Annotated in this window: 13 protein-coding genes; 7 read left to right on the top strand and 6 right to left on the bottom strand. The window is 40.4% G+C overall.

Features of this window, described 5'->3' with window-relative positions:
- Positions 1-19 precede the first annotated feature (19 nt).
- Positions 20-217, top strand: coding sequence for a hypothetical protein (locus ACMVDV_RS02415; protein ID WP_416157061.1), 198 nt, complete (start codon positions 20-22; stop codon positions 215-217).
- Between the two features lie 512 nt (positions 218-729).
- Here ACMVDV_RS02415 and pgl read toward each other — a convergent pair.
- From pgl to pgi, 3 genes are all read right to left on the bottom strand, one after another.
- The gene (gene pgl, locus ACMVDV_RS02410; RefSeq protein ID WP_416157060.1) at positions 730-1440 is read right to left on the bottom strand and encodes a 6-phosphogluconolactonase; all 711 of its coding nucleotides are present in this window, start codon (positions 1438-1440) and stop codon (positions 730-732) included.
- Positions 1441-1442: 2 nt separating this feature from the next.
- Positions 1443-2915, bottom strand: a complete 1473-nt coding sequence (gene zwf, locus ACMVDV_RS02405) for a glucose-6-phosphate dehydrogenase (RefSeq protein WP_416157059.1) — start codon at positions 2913-2915, stop codon at positions 1443-1445.
- 302 nt (positions 2916-3217) lie between these two features.
- On the bottom strand, positions 3218-4864 hold the full coding sequence (pgi, locus tag ACMVDV_RS02400) for a glucose-6-phosphate isomerase (RefSeq protein WP_416157058.1): 1647 nt from the start codon (positions 4862-4864) through the stop codon (positions 3218-3220).
- A gap of 349 nt (positions 4865-5213) precedes the next feature.
- Between pgi and ACMVDV_RS02395 the strand changes: the two genes are divergently transcribed.
- The gene (locus ACMVDV_RS02395) at positions 5214-6242 is read left to right on the top strand and encodes a LacI family DNA-binding transcriptional regulator (protein WP_304184675.1); all 1029 of its coding nucleotides are present in this window, start codon (positions 5214-5216) and stop codon (positions 6240-6242) included.
- A gap of 74 nt (positions 6243-6316) precedes the next feature.
- On the opposite strand, the gene ACMVDV_RS02390 is transcribed toward ACMVDV_RS02395, so the two are convergent.
- From ACMVDV_RS02390 to ACMVDV_RS02380, 3 genes are all read right to left on the bottom strand, one after another.
- Positions 6317-8566, bottom strand: a complete 2250-nt coding sequence (locus tag ACMVDV_RS02390) for an aminotransferase class V-fold PLP-dependent enzyme (RefSeq protein ID WP_416157057.1) — start codon at positions 8564-8566, stop codon at positions 6317-6319.
- A 114-nt stretch (positions 8567-8680) separates the two neighbouring features.
- Positions 8681-9760 (bottom strand): AI-2E family transporter, encoded by a 1080-nt coding sequence (locus tag ACMVDV_RS02385; protein WP_416157056.1) that lies wholly within the window; start codon positions 9758-9760, stop codon positions 8681-8683.
- Positions 9753-9971 carry a sulfurtransferase TusA family protein gene (locus ACMVDV_RS02380; protein ID WP_304184681.1) on the bottom strand — a complete coding sequence of 73 codons (219 nt, stop codon included), beginning with the start codon at positions 9969-9971 and terminating at the stop codon, positions 9753-9755. Before ACMVDV_RS02380 ends, ACMVDV_RS02385 begins: the two co-directional genes overlap by 8 nt.
- A gap of 213 nt (positions 9972-10184) precedes the next feature.
- Here ACMVDV_RS02380 and ACMVDV_RS02375 point away from each other — a divergent pair, with 213 nt between their 5' ends.
- Genes ACMVDV_RS02375 through ACMVDV_RS02355 form a run of 5 tightly spaced genes read left to right on the top strand, consistent with a single transcriptional unit; the run spans position 10185 to position 13732 of the window.
- Complete coding sequence (locus tag ACMVDV_RS02375; RefSeq protein WP_304184682.1) at positions 10185-10850, top strand: hypothetical protein; 666 nt, start codon at positions 10185-10187, stop codon at positions 10848-10850.
- A gap of 1 nt (position 10851) precedes the next feature.
- The gene (locus ACMVDV_RS02370) at positions 10852-12312 is read left to right on the top strand and encodes a M48 family metalloprotease (protein WP_304184683.1); all 1461 of its coding nucleotides are present in this window, start codon (positions 10852-10854) and stop codon (positions 12310-12312) included.
- Positions 12313-12366: 54 nt separating this feature from the next.
- Positions 12367-12714: an arsenate reductase (glutaredoxin) gene (gene arsC, locus ACMVDV_RS02365; RefSeq protein WP_416157055.1), complete on the top strand. Its 348-nt coding sequence runs from the start codon at positions 12367-12369 to the stop codon at positions 12712-12714.
- Positions 12714-13268, top strand: a complete 555-nt coding sequence (wrbA, locus tag ACMVDV_RS02360; protein WP_304184686.1) for an NAD(P)H:quinone oxidoreductase — start codon at positions 12714-12716, stop codon at positions 13266-13268. Before arsC ends, wrbA begins: the two co-directional genes overlap by 1 nt.
- On the top strand, positions 13265-13732 hold the full coding sequence (locus tag ACMVDV_RS02355; protein ID WP_304184688.1) for a DUF2069 domain-containing protein: 468 nt from the start codon (positions 13265-13267) through the stop codon (positions 13730-13732). Before wrbA ends, ACMVDV_RS02355 begins: the two co-directional genes overlap by 4 nt.
- Positions 13733-13777 lie beyond the last annotated feature (45 nt).

Here is a 13777-nt window from a genome sequence, read left to right as displayed (position 1 = left end):
TACTCTTTTGGGGAATTTTATGATCTTTGCTAAATCTATGTGTAAAAAAAACGTTCCACTTTATTCTCAAAAAGTGGAACCAAACTCATTAACTAGTGATGATATTAGCACGATTGGGGAATTACAAATGCATCACTTAAAACTGATTTCAACAGATAAATTAGGGCAAATAATTTATCTAAGGGGAGTAAGAATAAATAGTTATCAATATCAATGACAGCGTTGTCATTTTTTTAAATTATAAAGAGCTATGCTACTTATGTCTACCTTTATTTCTAAGTACCTTATTCATTGCGGCTAAATATCTCAGGGATTATTTTATTCTAACTGTTCAGCTCATTAAACCTTTCACTCCTTGGTAGCAACGGGTTCTATTTTATAAAACTGCTTGATGGCAATGCCATTAAATGAGTGATCGATTATAGAATTAGGTAAATAGCTTAAAACCTGACAAAAATCAGGGTGTATCGCTGCTCGCTATAAATGATTTTTAGCTCGATTGCATGACTATGTGTTAATAAATAGGTGTTGCCTGAGGGTTAAATAAAGAGTTCAAAATCTGCTGCTGAGTGATATGTTAACGGGGTATTTCTAGCGGCTTAGAATTTCCCCTGACAAATATAAACAACAATTACAATGTGAAACCGCTGCAATGACAATACCCTTTATCGACGGATACAAAAATGCAGACTTATAGTCTGCATTTTAATGTGTTGGGTAATTATCTAATTATGGCGCCCAATACACTTCAATATTAATCGTTGGGTGATTTAGCACGGCACGTAATGGCATATCATTGACATCACCACCGGCTTTTGCTGCTTTATAAACAGCGAGTTTTTCTTCACCACTGATCAATAGCTTAACCACTTTAGATTGCGCAATCGCAGCCAAAGTTAAGGTCATACGTTCAGTAATACTGCCAGTTACATCACTTTCAATTGCATTGATTGCACAGATTAAGTCTGATGTGGTTAAACCACACTCAAGGCCATCCGCATGCGGAAATAATGAAGCAGTATGGCCATCCGGGCCCATACCTAAAATAGTTACATCAAATGGGCGCTTTAGTTGTTGATAAGCGGTTTCACATTCTGCACTACCCTGCTGAGCTGTCTCGGCATTGTTTTTCATAGTAATGAAGTTAGCTGCTGCGCCATGGTTTTGCAATAAGGTGCTTTTTATAAACGCCTCATTACTTTTATCATGTGCTACATCAACCCAGCGCTCATCAACCATTGCAACATCTATTTTCGCCCAATCTAACGCTAAATTAGACAAATGTTTATATGCAGGCGCTGGTGATGAACCACCAGATACCATAAGTACGGCACGGCCATCAGCTTCAATACCGCTGACTAAACTTTGCTCAAGCGTTGCTGATAACTCTGCGGTTAATGCATCTTTTGAATCAAAAAATTTCTCTACGATGGTTGCCATTGTTATGCCTTATCGCCAGTGTTAAACCAAACATGATTGTTTTCAGCTAACAATTCGTCAGCATCATCAGGTCCCCAGCTACCAGCACGGTATAAAGCAGGCTTACCTTTTTCTTGCCAGCGCTCGATAATTGGGTCAATCCATTTCCAAGCTTGACGTACTTCATCACGATGGATAAACAGTGATGGATTATTTGCCGCGGCATCAAGCATTAAACGTTTATAGGCATCTGAGTGAAAACCATTACTATAAGCTTGTGAAAGCTCAATATTCATAGTTACCGGCTCTAATTGCATCTCTAAATTATCAAGGCGTTTAGACATCAAGGTTAATTGAATTGTCTCTTCAGGCTGAAGGCGGATCACCAAGCGGTTTGGTTCAATATTGCCAACGTTATCACCGTACACGTTGTGTGATACTTTTTTGTATTCAACCACAATTTCAGCGCAGCGTTTGGCCATGCGTTTACCTGTACGCAGGTAAAATGGCACGCCTGCCCAACGCCAGTTATCAATATGTGCACGAATGGCGACGAAAGTTTCTGTTTTACTCGAACCTTCATTTAGCTCTTCAAGATAACCTGGGACAATTTTGCCATCCAAATCACCCGGTACATATTGACCGCGAATAATATTGTCATCTACATCTGTTGCAACAAGCGGACGTAATGATTCTAATACTTTTAGTTTTTCGGTGCGGATGCTGTTCGCATTAAGTTTATTTGGTGATTCCATCGCGACTAAACATAACAATTGTAATAAGTGGTTTTGCACCATGTCACGTAAAGCACCCGCTTTATCATAAAAACCAGCGCGGCTTTCAAGGCCAACGGTTTCAGATAAGCTGATTTGGATATTATCGATTGACTTAGCATCCCACATATTTTCAAATAATGAATTTGAAAAACGCAGTGCCATTAAGTTTTGCACCGTTTCTTTACCTAGGTAATGATCGATACGGAAAATTTGCTCTTCGCTAAAGTATTCAGCGATTTTTGCATTGATCTCTTCAGCCGAACTACCACAATAACCAATTGGTTTTTCTACAACGACACGTGATGTAGGGGTGATCAAACCTTTCGTTGATAGTATTTCACAACAGCTGCCATAAACAGCAGGTGGCAGTGATAAGTAAAACACGCGAGATTTATCTGCATCGTGTTCATCAAGGATTGTTTTTAGTTTGTCCCAATCATCGTCCGCTTCGGTAACGTTAGTTACTACTGGCACTAAACACGCTGAAAAGGCTTTCCAATCTTTAGCATTAAATTCACCTTTACTTAAAAACTCTTTTAATGCTTGGTGAGCTGTTTCTATGTATTCCGCACGTTTACTTTCTTCACGAACCGTCGGTAAAATACGCGAACCTTGTGGAAGGTTGCCTTCTTGATATGCGCGATACATTGCAGGTAATAATTTGCGTAATGCAAGATCACCACCGCCCCCAAAAATTACAATATCAAAAGGATTTAGCATAATTTACTCTCTACGTTTGCTATGCCTGGTTGTCGACTATCTGCTATTGATAGTACAGGCATACATTCTTATTGTTTAGATGATGTCAGCTTTTTGGCATCGTGCTCGAGAAAAAGCCTGTTGAATTCGCTTGTTTTTATTGCTGAATATTGATCCAGCTGTACTCATATTAAACTGGTAATTAAATGAGTCTTAGGGGCTCTGTATATCCTCTCACAAATATACAGGCCCTAAGAACTCCAGCGCTACCCGTTCAAAGGTATTTGGTTGCACAGCACACTTGATTGTACTGTGCGAATTTTTTACTGTTCACGACGTTGTTTATAATAGCTCATTAAGCCATTTGTCGAGCTATCATGTGGATGAGTTACACTGTCATCCAATAACTCAGCTTCAATTTTTGACGCTAAGCCTTTACCAAGTTCTACACCCCATTGATCAAATGAACAGATCTCTAAGATGATACCTTGGCAGAAAATTTTATGTTCATACAAGGCAATTAAGCGACCCACTGTTTTTGCATCAACCGTATCTAACAGCATTGATGTCGTTGGACGATTCCCCTGATGAATTTTATGGTTCAACAATTCTGCAATTTCAGCTTCAGACTTACCTTTGGCAGTTAAATCAGCACGTACTTGCTGTGCATCGACACCCATCATCATCGCTTCAGTTTGCGCAAAGAAGTTCGATAATAAAATATCATGATGCTCACCAACATTAACTTGCGGTTTAATTGACGCAATAAAATCGGCTGGAACAACAATGTTACCTTGATGTAAACACTGATAAAAGGCGTGTTGACCATTAATACCTGTCATACCCCAGATAATTGGCACTGTGGTATACGGCACACTATTACCCGCAAAGTTTACATGCTTACCATTACTTTCCATTTCACCTTGCTGCAAATAGGCAGGTAACATATGCAGTGCTTGATCATAAGGTAAGATTGCTTGTGAATCGAAACCTAAAAAGCTGGTATTCCACACACTTAGCAACGCCATCAACAGTGGAATATTCTGTTGATATTTAGCAGTTTTAAAGTGTTCATCAACTTCAAATGCACCTTCAAGGATAGCCTCAAACGCTTCAAAGCCTAAGTACAATGCAATTGGTAATCCTATCGCACTCCATAATGAAAAGCGACCGCCTACCCAATCCCACATTGTGAATACGTTTTCATCTGCAATACCAAACGCTGCTGTTTTTTCTAAATTAGTGCTCACTGCAACAAAGTGTTTCGCAATCGCTTGGTTGTCATTGGCTGACTCTAAAAACCATGCAACAGCCGTTTTCGCATTAGTCATGGTTTCAGATGTAGTAAAGGTTTTTGATGAAATCACAAACAAGGTCGTTTCTGCGTCAATTTCTTTTAATACTGACGCAATCTGTACACCATCTACATTTGAGACGTAATGCACGTTAAGAGTATCGTCTGCGAAACTTTTCAGTGCTTCCGTGGCCATTTGCGGACCTAAGTTCGAGCCACCGACACCAATACTTACCACATCTTTAACTGTTTTACCGGTATAACCTAACCATTGCCCGCTACGTACTTTTTCAACGAACAATTTAATCTTTTGCAATTCAGCATTAACCACCGAACTTACATTCTCGCCATCTACAACTAATGATGAGGCACTGCGATTGCGCAGTGCAGTATGCAGCACCGCTCTATCTTCGGTGATATTGATTTTTTCACCGCTGAACATTTTGTCACGCCAATTGGCGATATCACACTCTTGTGCTAAAGAAATCAACTGTGCGAGCACACTGCTATCAATCAGTTGTTTTGAATAATCGAATAAAACACCAGGGATTTGAGTCGAAAATTGCTCGAATCGTGTGCTGTCATTGGCAAATAAATCTTTAAGATGAGTTTCCTTCATCTTATTCGCACTTGTTTGTAATGCTTGCCAACTAGCTAACTGTGAACGACAACTCATTTTTTAACATCCCCTTAAACTTGCAACAAACTGATTTATAACTATCTTTATATAAATAAAGTGAACTGATAGCGTATTAACCTACAAACGAAGTTAACGATAAGTTAAGATGACAACGCTGTCAATAAGCTACTTTTATATTTTATAGTTCAGATAATAACGCACTTTTACTCATTTGACACCGGTATCATAAAAATTATCTCAATTATTTTACTGCTAATTTAACTGAACATTAGATACACTAACTGGTCTTGATGAAGAATTAATGAATAGTACTTTGCTAAGTCTACTCAAAAGTACTCATCACAGACACAGGACAACACTAAACCAATAACCTAAAAGTAACTCTATGAAAGTAACTATAAATGATGTAGCGAGACTCGCCGGGGTTTCGATGAAAACGGTTTCACGGGTGATCAATAAAGAGCCCTCTGTGCGTAAAAAAACTTACGATATAGTCATGGAAGCTGTCAATGAGCTGAACTATCAGCCAAATCTTGCAGCACGAAACCTAGCAGGTACATCATCATTTACTGTCGGTTTAGTTTATGACAACCCCAATGCGTATTATGTGATTGATATGCAAAATGGTGTGCTATCTCGCTGTAAAGACGAAGGCTATGAACTGGTGATCCATCCATGCACTTACACTGATGCAAACATGGAAGCAGATTTTATCACTATGATAAAACGCTCTCGTCTAGCCGGACTTGTGCTTACTCCGCCGTTATCAGAGCAAAGCAGCATCACTAATTTGTTGGATGAATTAAACATTCACTACGTGCGAGTGCTCTCAGGACGACCAACTGATGATGACCAAGATACCTGTATTTATGTCAACGATTATAAAGCCGCGTACGAGATCACCACTCACTTATTAACACATGGCCATGAAAATATAGGTTTTATTTGTGGTGATAAAGAGCACAAATCTACATCAGAGCGTCTTGAAGGTTATAAAGCGGCACTGGCAGATCATAAAACTCAATTCAACAATGAGTTTGTTTATGATGGTAAATACTCTTTTGAGTCAGGTGTTGAAGGCGCAAAAACATTGTTAGCCGATGATAACAAATTGGCGATCACAGCAATTTTAGGTGGTAACGATGAAATGGCCGCAGGCGCTTTATTTGCGTCACGCTTAATGGGTATTGCTATTCCTGAGCAATTATCCATTACCGGCTTTGAGGATTCGCCCTTCTCTCGTCAGACTTGGCCAAAACTAACTACAGCCCACCAAGCCAACGATGTTATTTCTCAACATGCAGCACGATTATTATTTACCAAAACTCGCGGGGCGCGAAATCAAGATAAAGACATCATTACCTCGTTTACACCCTCAATCGTTATCCGTGAAAGTTCTGGTCCAAAACAGTAAGCCTTATGCCTATTCACAATAAACAAGGCGCTTTTTAGCGCCTTGTTTATTTAATCTTACAATTTGCCGTGCTTTTATAACAATGCCATACCGCCGCTGAGGTTATACACATTGGTAAAGCCAAGCTGAGACAAATTAGTGGCCGCCTGTTTTGAACGATTACCACTGCGACACAGTAAAATATATTTCCCTTGCGAGCTTAATTGCCCATCGACTAACGCGTTAGCCATTCTACTGAGCGGAATGTTCATTACACGCGCAGGATTGATTGCAAATTGCTGAGACACATTAGTTGCGCCATGCTCATAGGGTTCACGGGTATCAATTAAATATACGTCGCCTATTGTTAACATCTGTTTTGCTTGTGCGGCATTTAGTTCGTACGCAGTGCTATGTTGTAAACTATCAGCATAACCGCACAAGGTTGCAAATTTAGACAGATTGCATTCATCACTGTGGCGTTTTTGCTCTGAAAATTCGGTGTCACTTATTTCATTACTTAATAATGCCTGCAATAACGGCGTCTGCTGTTGCTGGACCTGCCAATTGATAGCAAAGCATTGCTGGTAATCATGACCAGAACAAATCACTGTCGAATTATCTAAACACTGTGCTAATTGGCGTAATGAGTGCGCCATAACTAACGCATTGCCGCCGTCAATGGCTGTATTACCAAGCCCGGCAGGCAGCAGTAAATCGCCACAAAAACAAAAACGCACTTGCTGAGATACATTACAACGCAATAAGTAACTAACACTATCCTCACTGTGTCCTGGCGTCGCAATACGTTCAATGGTGCACTCAGGTAATTCAATCACAGTCTGTGCAACTGGCCAGCCTAATTGATGTGCGTCATTAAAACTGAATTTTAGAGCTTGCGCCAATAACGCGGTTGCACCACAACGTTCTTGATGAGCATGGGTATCTAAAATTGCTGCCACAGTTAAATTTTGGGTGTGCACTATTTTTTCAAGGCGAGGAATGAGCTCAACAATAGGGTCAATGATCACTGCTTGTTTATCTGCGCTAACATAAAGCCAACAGCATGCTCCTTGATGCCGAAATTGGGTTAATCCTAATGCACAGGCTTCTTGTTGTGGCAATGATGAATCAGATACCACTAAACAGTTGGCTTGTAATATAGGTTTAAGTGAACGAATACGCGTACATGCCGTGGTTATTTCAGCTTGCGTTGTCGCAGGCCCAAATGACAAGCGAATTGCATTTTCACTACGCCAATCACTCACCCCCATAGCATCTAGAACAAAACTACGATTTGCACCGGAACTACACGCAGATCCACCACTGATACGAATACCTGCTGCATCAAATAAATCCATCACTTCTTTACTGCTTAACTCATCAACGGCGAAGTTTAAAGTCGTAGGCACTGATAATTCAAAAGCATGATTAAATGTTAAACTACCAAAGGTATCCACTAACGCATGATGTAATTGTTCACGATAGCCGTTTAACACCTCGATTGATTTAAACGTATCGTTTGTTTTATCCAGCAATAAACAAAACAGTTTGTTAAGACCTGCAATACCCGGTAAGTTTTCAGTACCAGAGCGCATACCACTTTCTTGGCCACCACCGGCGATAAAAGGCGTGTAAGCACTGCCTTGGCGAATATACAACACCCCAATACCTTTCGGTGCATACAGCTTATGACCTGAAAACGGCGCGTAGTCAATCGTTGTATCGCTAAGGGCTAATGCAGTTTTGCCCAGTGCTTGTACGCAATCCACCATCCACGCAACCTCAGTGTTATGGCTGCGAATGACCGCTTCAATGGCAGTTAAATCTTGATAAACACCGGTTTCATTGTTAACCGCCATGGTACAAATCATCAGCGCATCACTGGCGTGTTGAGCAAGAAACTCTAAATCTAAAATACCCTCGCTCGAAACAGGTATCGCAAGCACAGTGGCGTTAATACCTAATACCGCATTCCAATGTATTAACGTATTTGGTACCGCTTTATGCTCAGTGGCGCCGTATAATAAAACGGGGTTTTTGATAGTATGATTCTTAGCAGCAATTAACGTCGACACCACGGCAGTTTGAATGCCTTCGGTGGCCCCTGAAGTAAATAAAATATCGCCCTGCTGTGCACCAATAACATCACGCGCTTTTTGACGCGTTTGCTCTAATAAGTGTTTAGCTTGAATACCAGTAATATGAGAAGAAGAAGGATTACCAAAGCAAATTTGCATTGTATGTGACACTACCTCGGCAATACAGGGTAGCACAGGGGTCGTTGCGTTTGCATCTAGGTAAATTTGTGAACAAGTGTCAGTAGGAAATAATAAATCAGACATTAAAAAACGCACCATATTACTAAAAGATATATCTTATAACCCATTCTACATAAAATTAATGGGTAGCGTAATAATCAATTAGTCTCTCAAGTGCGTTATCTATACTATTTATGACTAAAGCGGGTTTTGTTCGCTCGTTTGTTCTTCATATTTAGTTGACCAAGCATTGAGTAACGCTTTAACTAAAGAAGCCAGCGGGATTGCAAAAAACACTCCCCAGAATCCCCATAAACCGCCAAAAAACAATACCGCGACAATAATAAATACCGGATTTAAGTCAACCGCTTCTGAAAACAATAACGGCACTAGCACATTGCCGTCCAGCGCCTGAATAACACCGTAGATAATTAAGATAGTCCAAAACTGCGTTTCTAAACCAAATTGAAACAGTGCCACAGCCGCAACAGGGATTGTCACAAGCGCTGCTCCTACAAAAGGGATCAACACTGAAAAACCAACTAATACACCTAATAACGCCGCATACCGTAAGTCAAAAATAGTGAATGCAATAAACGAGACAGTACCCACAATCAAAATTTCAAACACTTTGCCACGAATGTAATTCATGATCTGTTGGTTCATTTCATGCCACACTTGCAGAATTAAACGACGCTGTTTAGGTACCAGTTTTTCTGCACTGGTAACCAATTCGAGCTTATCTTTGAGCATAAAGAACACCAGTAATGGTACTAAAATAAGATAGATCAACCACGCCACTACATCTTTTAATGATGTCAACGAGACCGACAATAATACTTGGCCAAACTCAATTGCTTTGGCTTCAACGCTGCTGACCACTGATTGTACTTGCTCTGCATTAATTAAACTGGGGTATTGCTCAGGCAAATGCAGTAAAAAAGACTTTCCTTGCTCTATCATGTGCGGCGTTTCTTGCACTAAGTTACTTGCTTGCTGCCATAGTACAGGTCCCATACCAATCACTAACGTCAACATCAGCCCAGAAAAAATTAACATCACAATAATTGTGGCGGTAAACCGGTGTAAACCAAACCGCTCTAAATGCGCTACCGGCCAATCCAGCAAATAGGCAATCACCAAGGCAATTAATACCGGTACGATAAACGCGCCAAAGAAATAAAACATCGCCATTAAAGCGAGTAGTAAAAGCAGTAAAGTAACTGAATGTGGGTCAGAGAACTTCCTGTCGTACCACGTTTTTACATATTCAAACACGATTAAGCTCCACGATTAACAACCCATGTTGTTGCTCTAATTTGTAAGGATAATGATTTTTTTGCAAAAAGCGCTCAATATCTCGAGTCGATTGCTGCGCCAAGAAAGTAAATTTAATCGTTTGCGCAGTGTCGACCGCTTCGCGTAAAGCCAGCTTAAACTGGATAAATTGCTGTGGGCATTTAAATCCGCGCAAATCTTGCTCTAGCATAACCAATTATCTACTCTATAAAAATGAATAATAAGTATTATACCCAAACTATCTGATGATACAGAGTTCAGCGTTTCACAAGGGCTTAATATCAAGGCGTTACTTTGCAACACTGGCCTTTAGCAATGCTACAGATAACAAATGTAACTTTTTCTTAAAACCCGCATCGCAATAGTTTATCCTTATAGCATAGTTTGTAGTAAGGATAAGTTAATGTCTGGCACGCATAATAAAGCGCAACTACCCAGTAATCCAACTCTTAAAGAAATTAACTGGTATAAAAAGCAAATTAATTGGGGCGAACTGCCCCCCTTCTATCACCTTGTTGCCTCATCAGTGAGCGAATCAGAGGGGATATTAGAACACGGTTTTGATAACGCAGTGAAAAGAATCATTGATAAACGCAATTGGAATCTCGATATATTAGAAGGCCATGAAGATGCTTCAGGAGAAATTCACTGTGCAAATAAACCGCGAATTGCGTTACACCAAGTATTTACTGACCGTGGTTTTGAATTGTGGGCACTGCCCTACGCAAAAGACGTTACAATAGACAAATATGTCAAAGATAACCGTTTTATGGAGTTTACTGAGTGGGATCCGGTTTCAATGAAAAGCTTGATCCGCATTAACCAATTGCACAAATTTATTGGCTTTTATTTTGAACGTGGCGATAAAGCAGATAAAGCGCTTATCCTGCATGCGCACAAGGTAGTGCATAAAATCATTAGTTTTTTGCAAAGAGAATTGAACGTTGTAAAGCTAGATGGGGTCACAATCAAAGAGTTATATCAATTATGTGAACGAGACAGCAGAGCATGCAGTGACGAAATAGACATTGCAAAACTTATGCTCGGTGAAAACCATAACAAGGAATAAAATGCAGCTTAAATCAGCCTTTATCACATTATTCAGTGCACTTTTAACAGTTAGTGTACTGGTAAGTGAGCCATTAAAGGCACAATCCAGTTTTACATTACCCGATCTTGGTACTTCAGCATTACAAGCATTGCCCCTTGAAAAAGAACAAGCGATTGGTAAAGTAATGATGATGCAAATTCGCGGCTCTTCGCCTGTGGTTAGCGATCCGGTACTTGATGAGTATTTAAGCACACTTGGCCGAAAACTGGTTGCCAATGCCAATGACGTGCGCTTTCCATTCTCATTTTTTTGGATCAATAACCCTGAGATCAATGCATTTGCTTTTTATGGCGGTCATGTGGGTGTTCACACCGGTTTAATTGCCCAATCAGACAATGAAAGCCAATTTGCTTCGGTACTTGGTCATGAAATAGCCCACGTAACCCAGCGCCACCTTGCACGCCGTTTGCAACAGCAGCAAGATAACAGCGCACTGACTATTGCTGGTATGATTGCGGGTATTTTAGCCTCGGTGGTCTCTCCAGATGCCGGTATTGCTATTATTTCAGCGAGTCAAACACAAAGTGCATTTAGCCAATTAACACACAGCCGCTCTGCAGAGCAAGAGGCTGACCGCATTGGTATGCAAACACTCAATAACGCAGGGTTTGATCCTTATGCATCCAGTGAGTTTTTAACCAAACTTGCGGCGCAAATTCGTTACAAATATAAACCGCCAGCTTTTTTGCTGACTCACCCATTACCAGAGAGCCGAGTATCTGATGTACGTCTGCGAGCGCAACAATTTGAAAAACGCCAACTTCCTGATAGCTTGGATTTTAATCTTGCCAAAAGTCGTGTAATTGCCCGTTATCACGAAAAACCGGCAGCTGCAGAAAACTTCTTTAGAAAGCTCATTCGTGAAAACAGTTTCTATAATAAAACAGCGCTTAATTATGGTTTGGGTATTAGTTTATTGGATCAAAAAAAGCTTGATGAAGCTGCCGCTATTTTAGATGAACTTTTAGAGTCTGATCCTAAAAATTTATTTTATATTGATACCCATACCGATTTATTAATAGCACAGGATAAAGCCGCTGAAGCGGTAAAATTTTTAGCTGCGTTGCATGACAACCGCCCCAATAATCAAGTCATCACTTTAAACTACGCTAATGCAGCCATAGAAGCTGAACAATATGATGTTGCAGTCACTATTTTAAAGTCATTTTTACTGGAAAAACCTGAACATCATTTAGCCATGCAATTATTAACCAACGCTTACAAAAAACAAGAAAACTTGGCCGCTTACCATGAATCGAATGCTGAAGTGTTAGCGCAATACGGTGCCTATTTAAAAGCAGCCGACGAAGTTCAAAAAGCACTCAACTTTGTAGAGCCACAAGAACTAATTAAACAACAGCGTCTCAAAGCACTACTGACGCAATATCGACAAATGCAAAAAGAGCTCGCGAGACTTTAAGTCTCGCGCTGCTTGCCCTAAAATAGCCTTACTTTATCTAATTGGATTGTTACTATGTCTGTTACTATTTTTCATAATCCACGTTGTTCAAAATCACGTGAAACATTGGCCCTACTTGAACAAAAATCGATTCAACTAGATATCATCGAATATTTAAAAACACCGCTTAGTGCTGAACAGATCAGTACCTTAGTACAGCAATTAGGGTTTTCATCAGCACGCGAATTAATGCGCACCAAAGAAGATATCTACAAAGAACTAGACCTTAAAAATGAGCATGATGAAAGTGCCTTGATCGCAGCTATGCAAACTCACCCTAAATTAATTGAACGGCCAATTGTCGTTAACAACAATAAGGCGGCATTGGGTCGCCCACCTGAAAACGTACTAAGCGTACTTTAATGAGCATCACTATTGTTGTTTTGTATCATTCAAGTCATGGCTCTGTTGCCGCTATGGCGCATGAGATTGCAGAATCGATTGAATGCCAAGGCGCCACTGCACTGCTGCGAACATTTGAAAAAAGAGCACCTCACGACATTGTGATCAGCAAAGATGATTTAATTCAGTGTGATGGTTTAGCATTTGGCACGCCAACTCGGTTTGGTATGATGGCCGCACAAGCAAAAGCATTTTGGGAAACCACCAGCGATATTTGGTTAAAAGGACAATTAATCGATAAGCCGGCCTGCGTATTCTCATCATCAAGCAGTATGCACGGCGGTAACGAAGCAACCTTGCTTAACTTGTCTTTACCACTGCTGCATCATGGCATGATGCTAATGGGTGTGCCTTACGAAGTACCTGAATTGCTTGCCACACAAACAGGTGGCACCCCGTATGGCGCCAGCCATGTAGCCGGTGCACAAAATAGCGCGCAATTAAGCAAAGACGAAATTAAAATTTGCCAAAGTGTTGGCCAACGCTTAGTTAAAATAACGAGAAAATTACAATGACATCGCACAGCGATTTAAACCCACAACTGACGCCGAAAAAAGCCATCACAGTTCGCTTTCAGCGCATTGCTATTATCGGCTATGTTGGCCTATTACTGCTAATGCCACTGTGGTTATTTTTGATTGCCCCCCGTGAGGGCCACAGTAACGGCTTTATTTTTACAGTGTATATTTTACCGCTATTACTGCCATTGAAAGGCATTATTCAAGATAAACCGTATACCTACGCGTGGGCAAATTTCATCGTTATGTTCTACTTTATTCATGGTTTTACACTACTTTGGGTAGCGCAAGAGCAATTACTATGGGTATTACTTGAATTATTATTTGCCAGTATGATGTTTATTGGTTGCACGTATTACGCACGCCATCGCGGCCAAGAACTCGGGCTGAAAATTCGTAAGTTAAAAGATGAATTAGCACAAGAAAAAGCCGAGCAAGAATACGATAGAAAAAATCGTTAACCCTGTTATAAAAAACAAAAAACGCGCCTACTGGCGCGTTTCAGA

Source organism: Pseudoalteromonas sp. ASV78, assembly GCF_047806705.1.
Taxonomy (GTDB): domain Bacteria; phylum Pseudomonadota; class Gammaproteobacteria; order Enterobacterales; family Alteromonadaceae; genus Pseudoalteromonas; species Pseudoalteromonas prydzensis_A.
The sequence above is the reverse complement of the archived record's forward strand: the minus strand, read 5'-3'. Positions and strand labels throughout refer to the sequence as shown.